Genomic DNA, 15,795 nt, shown 5'->3' on the forward strand with positions numbered 1-15,795 from the left:
GCTCCTGCAGGTTGTGGCCCTCACCGGGGATGTACGCGGTGACCTCGGTCCCGTTCGAGAGCTTGACGCGGGCGACCTTGCGGAGCGCCGAGTTCGGCTTCTTGGGGGTGGTGGTGTAGACACGGGTGCACACGCCGCGCTGCTGGGGGTTGGACTTCAGGGCGGGGGCCTTGGTCTTGGTGACCTTCGGCGTCCGGCCCTTCCGAACCAACTGCTGAATGGTTGGCACTGAACTTCTCCTTCAATGGACTGCACGGTGACAGTTGTTGCTTTTTCCCCGCACCCCGATCCACCCGCTTCGCGGGTCGCTCGGGATGTGAGGGGTATCGGACCGATGGCCGATATGCCGTGGGGGCAGGGTTCCGTGCGGTTCCCTTGCCCATCGGATGAGTACGTGCCGGCCCGCATGTTCCCCCGTGAAGGAGCCCGTCGCCGGGCATGGAACAAGCGCGCGACAGAGCGCACACCCGATAAATACTATCGTCCGCGCGGTGAGGGGTCAAATGAATCGGGGCGTGCTAGAGCCCTGTCCGCGCACAGCGAAAGAGCGGCCTCCCGGTTCGGGAGGCCGCCCTGGCGCGCGATCGGAAGCGGCTCAGCCGCCGATCCCCTTGGCCAGCTCGCTGTCGACGTTCTGGAGGGCGTCCGCCGCCTTGGTCAGGAACTGGGACATCCCGTCGAGGCCGTTGACGGCGTCCGTGGTGCCCTTGGTGAACTGCTCGTACGAGGTGTGGAACGCACCCGACGCCTGGTCGGTGACGAAGCCGCCGTTGACGAGCCCGTTCACCAGGTTCTGGAGCTCGTGCAGCTTGGCGGTGATGTCGTCCTTGCCCGCGGTGAGGCGGTTGGCGGCATCGGTCATCTCGCCGTACGTGACGTTCATGTTGGCCATGAGTGTGGTGTCCCTTCGGTGTGGTCTTCACGCCCATGCGGTCAGGAGATCTGGTGCTCAGGCCGGCGGGCTGTCCCCAGCTAACCAGGGGGCGCCGGAGGACGGAATGGGGAGGACTCCCCATCCGCTCGCCTGGCTCGAGCAGACGAGGCGGTCTAGCCTGGGTCGCATGCCCTCCTACAGCCCGATGAAGCCCAATTCGGCCTCACCCGCTGCCCGCGCCGCCTCCCGCTCGCGTTCTGACCGCGGCGCGACACCGCCCTCGCGGGCGGACCTGGCCTGGCGCCCGCTCGGCTATCTGCTGGTCGCCGCGGTGTGGACCGTGCTCGCCGCCGTGGTGCTCGCGCTCCCCTTCGCCCTGACGATCGGGTTGGCGACGTCGAATCCCGACTTCTCGACCGCCGGCTTCTTCGCGGACTCGGACATCGGCGTCCTGATCCTCTTCCTCGCGTTCTCGGCGATCGTGCTCGTCCCGCTGCTCGGCTACGCCTTCGTCGCCCTCGCCCTGGGCACCGTTCCGCTCGCGGTGCTGTCGTGGACGTACGTGGTGCGCAGCCTGGCGCCCCGCTACCGGGGCGAGCGCCTCTCGAGCACGGGTTGGACGCGCAACGCCATCGGTCCGATCACCGTGGCGCCGACGGCGATGTCGCTCCTGCCGGTCCGGCTGACACCGTGGACGGAGTTCTGGGTGCGGCTGATGTTCCTCGGCTGGCGGCCCAGCCGCGGCGTCCTGCTGGCCGGCATCCCCCTCGGCCTCGCGTCGTTCCTGCTCGCGGGCTGGCTGCTCTGGCCGGTCGGCGTGGCCGCGGCCGTCGTGTGGACGGCCGTCTCACTCGCACTGGTCGCGCTGTCGGTGCTCCTGGTGGCGCGGGCGTACCGGGCGGCTACGCGCGCGACAGCGGCGCGCGGAAGGTGATCGAATCGACGATGGCGTCGAAGAGTTCCAGATAGAGCTCCGGGTCGGTCGCCATCGGCGCGTTCACACGGAGGTGGACCAGCCGCTCGCCGTCGGGCGCCGCGAACCGGTAGTCGGCGACGAGCTCGGGTGCCGACTCCTCGTCGTAGGTCGTCTGGCGCACGGCCGAACGGCGGCGCACCGGGCCGAACGAGAAGGTCAGCGGCTCGGCATCCGGGAACGCGCGCTCCAGCCGCGCGGCCGCATCGTCGCCGTCGACGCCGGCGGGCAGCGCCTCCCTGGCCATCACGATGGAGGCAGGGAACGGGACGCCGGGGAGGATCTCCATCGACATCGCCAGCGCGAACGCGTCGGACGCGTCGGCGAGGGCCACCAGCTTCTCCAGCTCCGACTTGGCCGTGCGCCGCACGCGGGCGAGCCGGTCTGCCCGCCCCACGCGTTCGGCGACGAGCCTGCTGATCCGGCGGGACGCGGCCGCCTCGTCGTGCAGCGGAATCATCGCCCAGGTGCCGGGGAACACGATGGTGAGCTCGTCTTCGATGGTGACGGACCGGACGTCGTTCATGCGGGCTCCCCGAGTGTGACCTTCACCGAGTCGGCGATCGCCTGGGTGTCGGCGACCATGTCGTCGAAACCGCCGATGAAACCCGACCGGAAGATCGTGTGGAACGCCTGCGCCGATCCGACCGGGAAGATCGCGAAGACGACGCGCTGCTCGAGCAGGGCGTCGTCGTCGCCGTCGGCGAGCGCGGTGAGATGCGTGAAGCCGACCAGTTCGCCGAGCGGGTGCGCCGTGCGCCAGGACCGGTAGCCGATCACCTCGTAGCCCGGTTCGCGGTGGCCGGACTCGGCATCCGTCGCGGCGAGATAGCTCTCGGGGGTGTCGTCGGTCTCCAGCTGCAGCAACTCGTAGGTCTGGTACGCGTTGATGATGCCGGCCGACGGCACGGGGACGAAGACCCGTGCACGCGTGGCGCCGGTCGGGTCCTCCGCGTGCAGCACCTGCTGGAGGGCGCGCAGCTGCGGGACGATGGGCGATGCCTCGAGCTCGGCGGCGAGCCTCTCCGGCCAGTCGTCGGAGCCCGGCTCGCCGAGGAGCTCGACGTCGTACCAGCCCTCCGGCGCGTCGAACGCGATGTCGACGATGTCGCGTGGTCCTAGCAGGGACACGGTCCTCAGCCTCCCCAGACGTTGTTGCTCTTGTAGGTGGGCGCGTACGTGTCGGCGTTGTCGATCGCGAACTTCGTCAGGTCGACGCTCGGCAGCTTCGGGAGGTCGGAGTGGTTCGGGCCTCCGGTCAGCGAGTCGACCACGCCCTCGACCTTGCCCGGCGCGTTGACCAGGTCGACGCCCTTGTTGAAGAGAGCACTGCCCTGATGGTACGCGGCGACGGCGGTCAGAGGGTTGAACTCCTTCGCGCGCAGGTCGTGCGAGATGGCTTTCGTGATGTTCTGATCGACACCCAGGAGCGTCCGCATCGCCTTCATCTTGTCGGCGCCGTCGGTGAACAGCGCCTTGTACGCGGCCCGCTGGCCCGCTGCGGATTCGCCGGCGGCCTGCCAGATCTTGATCGGGTTCACATCGTCCAGCGGCTTGGAGAACAGCTTGGTGGTGGCCGACTTCATGAGCCGCTTGCCGATCTGCATCTTGAGCATCGCGTTCGGCGAGGTGCGCACGCCGCCGACGAGGCGGGGCACGCGGGCCAGCGACTTGATGCGCGCCGCCTTGCCGAGGAACGCGAAGATCCGTCCGCCGAACAGGCTCAGCGCCACGCCGACGGCAGCGCCGACGATGTCGAGGAAGCTGCCCTCGCCGTTCGCGAACTTCACGATCGAGTCGACGAGTTTGATCACCGAGGCCACGAGCGCGATCACCACCAGGACCTGGCCCAGGATGGGCACCCAGGAGAGGAAGATCGCCAGCACGCCTGCGATGTCGCCGATCGTGCTGATGACATCCATCACCTTGTCCCAGAAGCCGGGGTTCTTGAGGCCGTTGTTGTGGTGGTCGACGACGTCCACGATCGCATCGACGGCCTTCTGGGCGGCGGCGTCCTTCTTGTCGCGCGCGTCGTACCAGGCCTGATGGGCGGCCTGGAGTGCGGCGTTGGCGCTGCGCGAGGCGTCGTCGGCCTGACTCGCGGACGTGTTCGCCGTCGAGGCGTCCTCCGGCTTGGCGTTCTGCGCGGCCGTGTGCGCGGTCGTCGCCGCCTTGGCCGCGGCGTCGGCGTCGCCCTGCCTCTGATGGATGAGGGCGATCGCCTTGTCGGCGTCGTCCTTGGCCTCCCGCAGCGTGGAGGCGTAGGCGAGCAGCGCCGTCGCGGTCTTGGCGTAGCGGTCCTTGGCCTTGGAGATGTCGTCGGCGGTGTCCTTCGACATCTCCTGGAGCTTGGAGACGGCCTGCGACCGGTAGCCGTCGAGGTCGTGGATCTTGTTCAGCTCCTTGGAGGCCCGCTCGATGGCCTCCCCGATCGCCTGGTAGTGCTTGGCCTTGGTCTCGAGGAGGTCGGGGTCGCCCGCCAGCGGCTGGAACTCCTTGTCGCTCACTTCTTGCCCTCCACGGCCTTCGCCAAGTCGCCGTCGACCTTGGTGAAGTTGTCGGCGACGGCGGCGATGACCTTCTGCACGTTCTCGACGTTCTCGGTCATGCTCTTGCGCTTCTCGTTCCACTTGTGCGCGAAATCGCGCACGTGACCCTCGAGGGCGTCGTGACCGGTGGCCGCGGCCACCGAGTCGCTGAAGTCGTCTGCGCCGCGGAACTCGCGCACCACGGCGTCGAGGTCGTCGCGCAGCTGGATGAGCTCATCCAGCTTGAGAACGAGGTCGGACACGTCTCCCCCTTCGCGGGCCGGCAGTCTGATCGGGCAGCTGCACGGGTCGGACAGCTGACTTCCTGCACGCTACCGCCGGGCCACGCTGAGGACGATGGGGAGCGGTCCCCATCGGCTGCGCTCGCGCGCGTGGGTAGGGTGCCTATCGTGCGCCTGAAACTGACCCTCGCCCGCTCCGCGGGGACAACGGACGACATCGTCGTCACCGCCGACGCCGCCGCGAGCATCTCGGAGGTCGCCGCGACGATCGCACGGATCGACCCGAAGCGCACCGATCCGGCAGGCACCCGTGGCGCGCTGACGCTGAGGGCGCAGCTGCCCGGCCAGGCGGAGCCGCTCATCCTGCCACCCGACGCGCCCGTCGGCGAGGCCTGGATCGGCAGCGGGGCGACGGTCGCACTGGCCGACGCCGGCCTCCACTACGCCCCGCCGGAGCTCGGTGAGGCCCCGGTCCTCGCCACGCTGCGTGTCCTGAGCGGGCCGGAGGCCGGGAGGGAGGTCCCCCTGCGCGCCGGCTCCACGGTGCTCGGTCGCGACGAGGGCTGCGACATCGTGCTCCACGACCCCCTCGTGTCGAAGCGGCACGTGCGCTTCGAGACCGGTGACGGCATCGAGGTCGTCGACCTCGGGTCGGCCAACGGCGTCGTCGTCGACGGCGGCCTGGTCACCCGCTTCACGGTGCGACGTTCGGAGACGCTGCTGATCGGCGACACCGAAGTGGAGCTGTCGGTGGTCGCCGGCACTGAGATGCTGCCCGGCGCGGCGCCGACCGCGGGGCCGGTGTTCTTCAACCGGTCGCCGCGGGTCGAGCGCCGCTACGCCGGTCAGGTGCTCCAGGCTCCCGAGGTGCCGGCCGAGAAGGACGATCCGCCCTTCCCGCTGCTCGCGATGATCACGCCCCTGCTGCTCGGCGGCGCGATGTTCGCGCTCACCCGGCAGCCGACGACGCTGCTGTTCGTGCTCCTCTCGCCCGTGATGCTCGCCGGCAACTTCTTCGCCAACCGCACCCGCGGCAAGCGCAAGCTCGCGAAGCAGATCGCGGTGTTCGAGCAGCGCCTCGACGCCCTCAGCGCGCGGCTCGACGAGGAGACCCGCGTCGAGACCGAGCTGCGACGGGCGGAGACGCCGACGACCGCCGACGCGCTCTCACAGGCGGTGCGCCGCGAGCCGCTGCTGTGGACGCGACGGCCCGAGCACTGGTCGTTCCTCAACCTCCAGCTCGGCCGCGGATCCATGACCTCGCGCACGAGCGTGCAGGCGACCGAGCGCGGCGAACTGATCCCCGAGTTCCAGGAGCGGCTCGATGCGGTCATGCGCGCGCACGAGCATGTGGCCGATGTGCCGGTGCTCGAGAACCTCTACGAATCGGGCGCGCTCGGGATCGCCGGCCCCGCGGAACTGGCTGCCGGCTCCGTCAATTCGGTGCTCGTGCAGCTGACCGCCCTCCACTCGCCCGCCGAGCTCGTCGTCACCGCCCTGGTGTCGCCGCGCTGGTCGGCGGAGCTCGGCTGGCTCAAGTGGATGCCGCACACCTCGTCGCCGCACAGCCCGATCGCCGGCGGCCACCTGGCCGACAGCGCTTCGAGCGCCGCCTCGGTTCTCAGCTCGCTGGAGGGCCTGGTGGAGGAGCGGCTCGCGGCGAGCAGGAAGGGCGTCCAGCGCCGCGGCGCGATGGCCCAGGAACGGGCAGCGCAGGAGCGCGGCTCGGATGTCGGCGACGGCCGGACGACCGAAGGGACGCCGTCACCGGTGCCCGCGGTCATCGTGGTGATCTCCGCGGACGTCGCCCTCGATCGTGCCCGGCTCGTACAGTTCGCCGAGGCCGCAGCCGACGCGGGGATCTTCCCCGTCTGGATCGCCGACGACCTGGCCGGCCTCCCCGCCGTCTGCCGCACCTACCTCGAGCACACCGACCAGCCGCATCGCGCGACCGCCGGGTTCGTGCGCACCGGCGAGACCGTGACGGACGTCGTCACCGAGCCGGTGTCCTCCGCGACCGCGCTCGACTTCGCACGCCGGATGGCGCCGGTGATCGACGCCGGCGCTCTCGTCGCCGACTCCAGCGACCTCCCGCGTGCCGTCTCGCTGGTGACCCTGCTCGGCCACGACCTCGCGGAGTCGTCCTCCGCCGTGATCGACCGGTGGCGGCAGAACGCGTCCATCCACGACCGCGCCGCGGGCGCACGGCCCGCCAAGCGGCGTCCGGGCACGTTGCGCGCGACGGTCGGGTCCTCCGGCGTCGACCCGATGCACCTCGACCTGCGCACCCAGGGACCGCACGCGCTGGTCGGCGGCACGACCGGCGCGGGCAAGAGCGAGTTCCTCCAGGCGTGGGTCGTCGGGATGGCGGCGGAGTACAGCCCGGACCGGGTCACGTTCCTCTTCGTCGACTACAAAGGCGGATCGGCCTTCGCGGACTGCGTCAGCCTCCCGCACTGCGTCGGGCTGGTCACCGACCTCTCGCCGCACCTCGTGCGCCGCGCCCTGACGAGTCTGCGCGCCGAGCTGCACCACCGCGAGCACCTGCTCAACCGCAAGAAGGCGAAAGACCTCCTCGAGCTGGAGAAGCGCGGCGACCCGGAGAGCCCGCCCGCCCTGGTGCTCGTCATCGACGAGTTCGCCGCGCTGGTCGGCGAGGTTCCGGAGTTCGTCGACGGCGTCGTCGACATCGCCCAGCGCGGCCGGTCGCTCGGCATCCACCTCATCATGGCGACGCAGCGCCCGGCGGGCGTCATCAAGGACAACCTCCGCGCCAACACGAACCTGCGGATCGCCCTGCGGATGGCCGACGAGTCGGACAGCCAGGACGTGGTCGGCGTCCCGGACGCCGCCCACTTCGACCCGGGGCTGCCCGGGCGCGGCCTGGCGAAGTCCGGCCCGGGGCGTCTGGTGACCTTCCAGTCGGCGTACGGCGGAGGCTGGACGACCCGCGAACCGGAACGGGCCGGCATCGAGGTCGCCGAGCTGAGGTTCGGCGGCGAGGTGCGGTGGGAGGAGGAACGCTCTGCCGACCTGCCCGACCGGGACCTCGGCCCCACCGACCAGCAGCGGCTGGTCGCCGCCATCGTTCAGGCGCACACGTCCGCGCGCATCCCGAACCCGCGACGACCGTGGCTCGACGAGCTCGCGGCAGGCTACGACCTCGGCCTCCTGCGACAGCGGACCGACGCGGAACTGCTCCTCGGAGTGTCCGACATCCCGGACCGCCAGGAACAGCGACCGGTCTACTTCCGCCCGGACGTCGACGGGAACCTCGCCATCTACGGCACCGGAGGCTCCGGCAAGTCGACGGTGCTCCGCACGCTGGCATCGGCGGCGGCCATCACCCCTCGCGGCGGGCCGGTGCACGTCTACGGGCTCGACTTCGGGGCCGGCAGCCTCCGGATGCTGGAGAAGCTGCCGCACGTCGGCTCGATCATCCCGGGAGACGACGCCGAGCGGATCATCCGGTTGTTCCGCACGCTGAAGCAGATACTCGAGGAACGCGGACCGCGCTATGCCGAAGCGAACGCCTCCAGCATCACCGAATACCGCGCGCTCACCGGACGCCTGGACGAGCCGCGCATCCTGCTGCTGGTCGACGGGTTCCCGAGCTTCCGCGAAGACTTCGAGATCCCCGCCGGGCGGTCGCAGTGGTACGACGTGTTCCGCGACATCCTGGCCGACGGCCGCCGGCTCGGGATGCACGTGGCGCTCACCGGCGACCGCGCCGGAGCCGTGCCCACCGCGATCGGCTCGCTGGTGCAGCGCCGCGTCGTGCTTCGGCTCGCGGAGGACGGCTACGGGATGCTCGACGTGCCCAGCGACATCCTGTCGCCCGCCTCGCCTCCCGGCCGCGCGATCGTGGACGGGTTCGAGACGCAGATCGCGGTGCTCGGCGGGTCGCGGGCCGTCGCGGACCAGTCGGATGCCGTGCGGAGGCTCGCCGAGGCGATGATGCGGGCGAACGTCTCGCCCGCACCCGCGATCGGATCGCTGCCGAAAGAGGTGGCGCTCAGCGCCCTGCCCGACGCGCACGCCGACGCTCCGGTGCTCGGGGTCAGCGACATCGACCTCGGCCCGTACGGCTTCGAGCCGAGCGGGACGCTGCTGGTCGCCGGGCCGCCCGCGAGCGGTCGCAGCACCGCTCTCGCCTCGCTCGCCGCATCGCTCGCACGCTTCGACCCGGAGACGCGGCTCTACTACCTCGGCTCCGCGCGGTCGCCGCTGGCGTCGTCGCCGCTGTGGACCGACACCGCCCTGACGCCCGCCGCAGCCGCGGAGCTGGCGAAAGACCTGGCGGTCGCGGTCGCCGACCCGGACACGGAAGGGAGGATCGCCGTGTTCGTGGAGAGCATCGGCGACTTCCTCCAGACCCCGGCGGACTCCGCGATCGTCGAACTGGTCCGCGCGGCCCGTCGAAGCGATCACCTGCTGGTCGCCGAGGCCGAGACCAGCGCCTGGGGCTCGTCGTGGCCGCTGCTCGGTGAGGTGAAGAACGGCCGACGCGGCCTCCTGCTGCAGCCCGACTCGATCGAGGGCGACCTGATCCTCAAGACGCCGCTGCCGCGCCTGAACCGGTCGGAGTTCCCGCCGGGGCGCGGGATGTACATCCACAAGGGCTCGTTCACGCGGGTGCAGATCCCGGTCTGATCGCCCGCGGTCGGCGGCGGGGTGATAGGCGCGCGCGGTCAGATCCGGTATCTCAGATAGGTATACGCTCCCGGCATGCGTAGCATCCAGGAGATTCTCACCGAGACCATCGCGGTCAAGACCCGCATCATCGAAGATGCGCGGCTGCTCGCGGTCGGCGACGACATCGCCGCCGCCATGGTGCGCTCCTACCGGGCCGGCGGGAGATCGTACTTCTGCGGGAACGGCGGGAGCGCGGCCGACGCCCAGCATTTCGCCGCCGAGCTCAGCGGCCATTTCATCTTCGACCGCCCGCCCCTGGCGGCGGAGGCATTGCACGGCAACGCCTCCCACCTCACCGCCGTGGCGAACGACTACGACTACGACAGCGTGTTCGCGCGGGCGATCGAAGGCTCCATCCGCCCGGGCGACGTGCTGGTCGCGATCAGCACGTCCGGCAACTCGCCCAGCATCGTCCGGGCGGCCAAGGCCGCGAAGGAGGGGGGCGCGACGGTCGTCGCCTTCACCGGGGAGTCCGGCGGCGCACTGCGCGAGCACGCCGACATCCTGCTCAACGTCCCGTCGTCCGACACGGGCCGCATCCAGGAGTCGCACATCGTCTTCATCCACGCGATCTCGGAGCGCGTCGAGCATGATCTCTTCGCCGCCGTCTGAGCCGTGGTGCCTCTTCCTCGACCGTGACGGCGTCATCAACCGCCGGGTCGTCGGAGACTATGTGCGCACCCTGCAGCAGTGGGAGTACCTGCCCGGCGCCCTCCACGGGCTCCGGCTCCTCTCGCAGTGGGCGCCCCGGATCGTGATCGTGACCAATCAGCGGGGCGTTGGCCGCGGGCTGATGTCGCAGGAGGACCTCGACCGTATCCACGCCCGCCTGCTCGAGGACGTGGCCATGGTCGGCGCACGCGTCGACGCGATCCGGGTGTGCCCGCATCGGGAGACCGACGGCTGCGCGTGCCGGAAGCCGCAGCCGGGCCTCGCCCTCTCCTGGCTCGCGGTGAATCGCGAGGTGAATCCGGGTCGCTCCGTCATGGTCGGCGACTCGCCGTCGGACATGGCGATGGCGGAGAACCTGGCCGCCGTGACCGGCGGCTGCGTGCGCGTGCTGATCGACGATCGCTCCGACCCCGGCCTGACCGGAGTCGACACCGACCTGCGCTTCCCCACCCTCCTCGACTACGCAAAGGACGTGACGACGTGACCTCGGACTCCACCACGGTGCGCGGCCGTGCACCGCTCCGCCTCGGCCTCGCCGGCGGCGGAACCGACGTGTCGCCGTACTCCGACACCTTCGGCGGCCGCATCCTCAACGCCACGATCGACAAGTACGCCTACGCCTACGCGACGCTCATCGAATCCGGGGTGGAATTCCACTCCCCCGACCGGCAGACGGCGGGCGAGGCCGGGATCGACGACGTCGACTCCCTGCTCGACGGTTTCGGACTGCACGTCGCCGCGTACAAGCGGATGATGGATCAGTTCAACGGCGGCGTCCGCCTCCCGGTGCGGCTCTCCACCCAGGTCGACGCGCCGCCCGGCTCGGGGCTCGGGTCGTCGTCGACCCTGGTCGTGGCTCTGGTGACCGCCCTGGCCGAACTGCTGCAGGCCTCGCTCGGGCAGTACGAGATCGCCCGCCTCGCCTGGGAGATCGAGCGTGAGGACCTCGCTCTCGCCGGCGGGTGGCAGGACCAGTACGCGGCCACCTTCGGCGGTTTCAACTACATGGAGTCGCGACCGGGAGGACGCATCGTCGTCAACCCGCTGCGCGTGCGGCGCGAGGTCATGACCGAGCTGGAGGCGTCGCTGCTGCTCTACTTCGGCGGCGTCTCGCGCAGCTCGGCCGCGGTCATCGCCGAGCAGCAGCGGAACGTCGTCTCCGGCGACAACGACGCGATCGAGGCGACGCACCTGCTGAAGGCCGAAGCCGAGGCGATGAAGGACCACCTGCTCGTGGGCGACCTCCCCGCGCTGGCCTCCACCATGCGCGGCACGTGGGAGGCCAAGAAGCGGCTCGCCTCGCAGATCAGCACCCCCGCGATCGAGAAGGCCTACCGCATCGCGGACGAGCACGGGATGCTGGCCGGCAAAGTGTCGGGTGCGGGAGGCGGCGGCTTCATCCTGCTGCTCGTCGACCCGGCCCGCCGGTTCGAACTCGCTCGCAGTCTCGAGTCGGAGTGCGGCGGACAGGTGATGACCTGCCACTTCACGAAACACGGCGCCGAGAGCTGGCGCGCACCGGAGCACCGCTGATGCAGCTCGCGATCCTCGCCGGCGGACTCGGCACCCGTCTGAGCGGAAGCATCCCCGCCGGCCTCCCCAAGCCCCTCGCGCCGATCGCCGGCCGGCCGTTCCTCGACCACCTGCTCGACTGGGCGATCGGGCAGGGCGTCGACGACATCGTGCTGCTCACCGGTCACGGCGCGGCCGCGATCGGCGACCACATCGGCGACCTGTACCGCGGCACCGCCGTGAGCTACAGCGTGGAGCCGACCGCGCTGGGCACCGGAGGCGCGCTCGTCAACGCGCGCACGCTGCTGGCCGACGAGTTCGTGCTCGTCAACGGCGACACGTTCGTCGACGCGGACCTGGTCGCCCTCCGCTGGGGACTCGGCTCCTCCCCGGTCGTGATGGGGCTCGTGGAGGTCGCCGACACCGGCCGGTTCGGGCGCGTCGAGGTGACCGACGGCGTCGTCACCGGCTTCCACGAGAAGGGTGCGACCGGCCCCGGCCTGATCAACGCCGGCGTCTACGCGCTCCGAAGATCGGTGCTCGACCGGCTGCCGGACGGCGCCTCCTCGTTCGAACGCGACTTCCTGGAGCCGCGACTGGCGGAGGTGGCGCCGCACTATCTCCGCTGCGGGCCCACCTTCTTCGACATCGGCGTCCCGGCGGACTACCTCGCCGCGGACCAGCACTTCTCGGAGGTCAGATCATGACGATCACCCTGGAACGCGCCATCCTCGGCGGCCTGCGGCTCGACCGCGCCGACCTGCACGACGCCGTCGTCCGCATCCTCGACATGGTCGATCGAGGCGCGGGCGGGATCGTCGTGCCGTCCAACGTGGCGACCTCACGGTACCTGCGCACGGTCGGCCTGCCGCGCCTCGAGCAGGAGGCCTCCTTCTGGCCGATCGACGGCGTCCCGCTCACCTGGTTGCTGCGGATCGCCGGGAAAGGCGTCTTTCCGCGCGTCGCCGGCACCGATCTGATGAACGCGCTCATCGCCCATCCGGGCGCGCGGGAGCTGCGGATCGGCGTGATCGGCGCGGCGTCCGACGAGGCGGAGCGGTTCTACCGCGATCGCGGGCACGCGAACGTGCGCGGCGGCGACCTGCCGATCGCCGAGACGGGCAGCCCGCTGCTCGTGGATGCCGGCAACGCGTTCATCGCCGACTACCGCCCGCATATCGTGTTCGCCTGCCTCGGCTTTCCGAAGCAGGAGTACCTGATGCTCTCGCTGCGTGAGCGTCATCCCGGGGTCGTGTTCATCGGTGCGGGCGCGGCCGCCCAGATCAACACGGGTCAGTTCCCCCGGGCACCGCACGTCATGCGCGCGGCCGGGCTCGAGTGGGTGTGGCGCATGAAGCAGGATCCGTCGCGGCTCGTGAAGCGCTACCTGCTGCAGGACCTCCCCTGGCTCATCGGAATGGTGCCCGTGGCGATCGGCGAGCGGCTGCGGCGTCGCTGACGTGTCAGGCTCCCGCCTCCCCGGGTGAATCGCTGAACTGCGGTGTGAACACGGCCCCGGAGCCGTCGAATGTCACGAGCCCCCCGAAGGAGAACGAGAACGGATCGGTGACGCCGACGCCCGACGCCCCGTCGGACCTCCGGGTCAGCACGGCCTCGGCGCCGATGCTGCCGGACGTGCTGTCCACGCTCCAGCCTCCGGCGGACCAGACCGGCTGCACCGTGGCCGTGGGTCGGGTCAGGAGCTGCCAGCGGACGTTGCTGATGTCGTCGCCGGAATCCTGCGGCTCGGTCCAGAACGGGCAGTCGGCGGGCTTCGCGTCGTGGGACGCCACGCACGAGTCGAGCCAGGTGTCGATGGCCTTCTGCGCCGCGGCCTGACCGCTGGACGACAGCTGCGCGGTGAAGACCGCCGGTGACGACGCCAACCCCGGGGGTGTCGTCGTCACACCGGTCACCGGCACGTCGAAGTTCTTGCTCTTCGAGGTCACCGCGACCGGATATGTCCCCGGGAGGGCGCGCAACTGCACGTCCGTACCGACCGGAGCGCTCGTCAGCTTCTCGCCCGCGACCGTGTAGGTCAGGCCCTGCGGCCCGTCGACCATGAGGTCCAGCGTGTCCGGCTCGACGGGGCTGAGCCGCCAGAACGGCAGAAAGGGGACGCCGCCGTCCTTCTGGACCGCGAAGGAGCGCTGGTACGTGCGGTCGCCTTGGGTGATGGTGGCCTGCACGGTCGTCTTCGTGCCGTGGGTCACGGGCGCCGCCAGCGAGAACGAGGTGATCCGGTCGGTGATCCTGCCGTACGCCTCATCGGTGAGGAGGACGTCGCCGCTGTGCGCTTCGATGCCGGCGAGCTTCATGGCCGCCGTGGCGTGGCCGTGCTCGAGGGCACGGAGATACTGGCCGACGACCACCGTCGGCATGCTCTGCACGGCGGCCACCGCGGCGAGGGAGATCGTGACCCCGGCGGCGGTGGTGAGAACCGTCACGGCGGCGACCATCGCCCACACCCAGCGCGGGACGTGGCTCCGCGCCGCGGGTGGTGCGACCGGCTGGGGCGCCGACGTCCCTCCGGACTCGGCGTCGACCTCCGTCGATTCGGTGGGCACGGGGGCGGAGTCTGGTGCGTCGGCCATCGGGTCCTCTCGGGTCTGCCTCCGCAGTGTAGCGTCGCGGGGTGGACCGCCGCGTCCACCCGTTCAGGTCACTCGTCGTCTCCCTCCCACGGCCAGCGCGGTCGGCCGCGCTGGCGGAACCGGCCGACCAGGACGAGCTGGTAGAGCAGCGTGACGAGGAAGGCCGCGACGCCGACCGTGATGGCGTAGACGCTGCCGAGCTGGCCGACGGCGAACAGCACGAAGTGGAGGACGTCACCGGCCACGAAGGCCCCTGCCACTCCCCCGGCCAGGCAGTAGGCGAGGTAGCAGGCGATGCCGGAGCCGATCGCCGTGAGCGGCGCGATGCGCTGCTGGTCGCCCGGGACCCGCGTGCCGGTCACGATGAGCAGCACCAGGAGAACGGCGACGGCGGCACCGGTCATGATCGGTCCGACCAGCGGGCCGGCCGCGGGGTCGGCGATCACCTCGGTGTCGGTCGCGAGCGAGATCAGCCCGAAGGCTGCGACGAGCAGCGCCAGGTAGAGGCCGGCCGCGAAGCAGGCGACGACGGTCGCGTAGGCGCGGTCGTCACGCATCGCTGCTCAGCTCTCCTCGCGTGGGCGGTGCCCGGCCGCGACCGGGTCAGTATCCCTGAGCGTAGGCGTTGGCGGCCTGGTTCTGGGCGTCGGCGACCTGCTGCTCGTAGTCGGCCTGCGCCTCCGCGTTGCGGGCCTTGAGCTTGCGGCCGCGTGCGGCGAGCCAGGCGCCGGTCCAGATGGAGACCTCCCGCGCGATCACGCCGGCGAGGACGGCGAACGGCGCGACCCACGCCTGACGGAGCAGCAGCTGCTGCTCGCCGGCATTGCGCTGGAAGAACTGGTTGTCGACGAGCACCGCGCCGATGTAGACGAAATACACGAAGATCGCAACGAACAGGCCGCCGAGGATGTACGCCCACCAGCGCGCGCGGTTGATGATCTGGATCAGCACGACCATGCCGACGAAGAAGGCGACGATCGGCGCCCAGCCGGCCAGGCGGCTGGTGAAGAACTGGATGAGCGACGGGACGAAGTCGCTGCTCGGGGTCAGCATGGCGCCCACGACGACCACGGCAGCCGCCCACAGCACGGCGAACAGCACGGTGCCGACGAGGGCGATCAGGATTCCGATGCCGCGGTTGCTCTTGCGCTTGGGCGGCTCGGGGCGCTGCAGGAAGATGGGGGCGACCGGCTGCGGCGCGAGGGGAGGTGCGGGGGCCGGCTCGTGAGTCCAGGTGGCCTCGCCCGGCTGGGCGGTGTAGGCGGCGGTCGCCGCTGCGGCGGCGGGCGCTGCGGTTCCTGGTGCCTCGGCGGCCGGCACCTCGGCGGCGGCCTGCTGCTGCGTCTGCTGCTGGGCGGCCTCCCCCGCGACGATGACGGGCGTCGCCGACTGCACGGGCGTGGCGGTGTCGACGGTCGCGTCGCCGGCGGCGGTCGCTGCGGGCTCGGTGTGCGTGCGCGCGACGGCGGCCGCGATGTCGTCATCGGTGGCAGAGACGGGCTCGGGCTCGATGGCCGGTGCCGGTGCGGCGGCCGCGGCGGGTGCCGGGGCCGCCGGCGCGGACTCGTCCGAGGGCCGGTTGACGTGCCCGCGGGCGGAGACCGGACCCGACGGCGGGGCGGTCATGTCGGGGTCGGTGTCGTGCGGCTCGGCGGAGTCGCTGGAGGCGGCAGGCGCAGGCTCGGGCGCCGGTTCGGCGGCGGGC

General features: G+C 71.0%; 16 protein-coding genes. 7 read left to right on the forward strand and 9 right to left on the reverse strand.

The genetic code is table 11. The annotated features are described in order from the left end of the window. Together rpsL and Q0Q23_RS17640 are read right to left on the reverse strand one after the other, a co-directional pair. The coding region (gene rpsL / locus Q0Q23_RS17635; protein ID WP_295127206.1) for a 30S ribosomal protein S12 at positions 1-229 on the reverse strand (229 nt) is incomplete at its 3' end. Between the two features lie 366 nt (positions 230-595). Next, positions 596-892: a WXG100 family type VII secretion target gene (locus Q0Q23_RS17640; RefSeq protein WP_175337701.1), complete on the reverse strand. Its 297-nt coding sequence runs from the start codon at positions 890-892 to the stop codon at positions 596-598. Positions 893-1,061: 169 nt separating this feature from the next. Here Q0Q23_RS17640 and Q0Q23_RS17645 point away from each other — a divergent pair, with 169 nt between their 5' ends. Then, the gene (locus Q0Q23_RS17645; protein WP_295127213.1) at positions 1,062-1,808 is read left to right on the forward strand and encodes a hypothetical protein; all 747 of its coding nucleotides are present in this window, start codon (positions 1,062-1,064) and stop codon (positions 1,806-1,808) included. Here the strand turns inward: Q0Q23_RS17645 and Q0Q23_RS17650 are convergent. Genes Q0Q23_RS17650 through Q0Q23_RS17665 form a run of 4 tightly spaced genes read right to left on the reverse strand, consistent with a single transcriptional unit; the run spans position 1,777 to position 4,638 of the window. Then, positions 1,777-2,373, reverse strand: a complete 597-nt coding sequence (locus Q0Q23_RS17650; protein WP_295127215.1) for a hypothetical protein — start codon at positions 2,371-2,373, stop codon at positions 1,777-1,779. The genes Q0Q23_RS17645 and Q0Q23_RS17650 overlap by 32 nt on opposite strands. Beyond that, on the reverse strand, positions 2,370-2,978 hold the full coding sequence (locus Q0Q23_RS17655; protein WP_295127218.1) for a hypothetical protein: 609 nt from the start codon (positions 2,976-2,978) through the stop codon (positions 2,370-2,372). Before Q0Q23_RS17655 ends, Q0Q23_RS17650 begins: the two co-directional genes overlap by 4 nt. 5 nt (positions 2,979-2,983) lie before the next feature. Then, entirely contained in the window at positions 2,984-4,354 is a 1,371-nt protein-coding gene (locus Q0Q23_RS17660) for a putative T7SS-secreted protein (protein ID WP_295127221.1), read from the reverse strand. Beyond that, on the reverse strand, positions 4,351-4,638 hold the full coding sequence (locus Q0Q23_RS17665; RefSeq protein ID WP_295127225.1) for a hypothetical protein: 288 nt from the start codon (positions 4,636-4,638) through the stop codon (positions 4,351-4,353). The genes Q0Q23_RS17660 and Q0Q23_RS17665 overlap by 4 nt, the downstream gene beginning before the upstream one ends. Before the next feature lie 147 nt (positions 4,639-4,785). Between Q0Q23_RS17665 and Q0Q23_RS17670 the strand changes: the two genes are divergently transcribed. From Q0Q23_RS17670 to Q0Q23_RS17695, 6 genes are all read left to right on the forward strand, one after another. Continuing rightward, the gene (locus Q0Q23_RS17670; protein ID WP_295127228.1) at positions 4,786-9,270 is read left to right on the forward strand and encodes an FtsK/SpoIIIE domain-containing protein; all 4,485 of its coding nucleotides are present in this window, start codon (positions 4,786-4,788) and stop codon (positions 9,268-9,270) included. Between the two features lie 75 nt (positions 9,271-9,345). Beyond that, positions 9,346-9,924: an SIS domain-containing protein gene (locus tag Q0Q23_RS17675; protein WP_295127230.1), complete on the forward strand. Its 579-nt coding sequence runs from the start codon at positions 9,346-9,348 to the stop codon at positions 9,922-9,924. Next, positions 9,902-10,468, forward strand: coding sequence for an HAD family hydrolase (locus Q0Q23_RS17680; RefSeq protein WP_295127233.1), 567 nt, complete (start codon positions 9,902-9,904; stop codon positions 10,466-10,468). Before Q0Q23_RS17675 ends, Q0Q23_RS17680 begins: the two co-directional genes overlap by 23 nt. After that, positions 10,465-11,517, forward strand: a complete 1,053-nt coding sequence (locus tag Q0Q23_RS17685; protein WP_295127237.1) for a GHMP kinase — start codon at positions 10,465-10,467, stop codon at positions 11,515-11,517. Before Q0Q23_RS17680 ends, Q0Q23_RS17685 begins: the two co-directional genes overlap by 4 nt. Next, positions 11,517-12,203, forward strand: coding sequence for a sugar phosphate nucleotidyltransferase (locus Q0Q23_RS17690; protein WP_295127240.1), 687 nt, complete (start codon positions 11,517-11,519; stop codon positions 12,201-12,203). Before Q0Q23_RS17685 ends, Q0Q23_RS17690 begins: the two co-directional genes overlap by 1 nt. Then, positions 12,200-12,955: a WecB/TagA/CpsF family glycosyltransferase gene (locus tag Q0Q23_RS17695; RefSeq protein WP_295127243.1), complete on the forward strand. Its 756-nt coding sequence runs from the start codon at positions 12,200-12,202 to the stop codon at positions 12,953-12,955. Before Q0Q23_RS17690 ends, Q0Q23_RS17695 begins: the two co-directional genes overlap by 4 nt. Before the next feature lie 4 nt (positions 12,956-12,959). Here the strand turns inward: Q0Q23_RS17695 and Q0Q23_RS17700 are convergent, their stop codons facing one another. The 3 genes from Q0Q23_RS17700 to Q0Q23_RS17710 form a co-directional block, all read right to left on the reverse strand. After that, positions 12,960-14,090 carry a hypothetical protein gene (locus tag Q0Q23_RS17700; protein WP_295127245.1) on the reverse strand — a complete coding sequence of 377 codons (1,131 nt, stop codon included), beginning with the start codon at positions 14,088-14,090 and terminating at the stop codon, positions 12,960-12,962. 68 nt (positions 14,091-14,158) lie between these two features. Next, positions 14,159-14,647 carry a DUF6121 family protein gene (locus Q0Q23_RS17705; RefSeq protein ID WP_295127248.1) on the reverse strand — a complete coding sequence of 163 codons (489 nt, stop codon included), beginning with the start codon at positions 14,645-14,647 and terminating at the stop codon, positions 14,159-14,161. 46 nt (positions 14,648-14,693) lie between these two features. Then, positions 14,694-15,795: hypothetical protein (locus Q0Q23_RS17710; protein ID WP_295127251.1), on the reverse strand; the 1,102-nt coding region annotated here is incomplete at its 5' end.

It is taken from the genome of uncultured Leifsonia sp., from assembly GCF_945957465.1.
Lineage (GTDB): Bacteria > Actinomycetota > Actinomycetes > Actinomycetales > Microbacteriaceae > Leifsonia.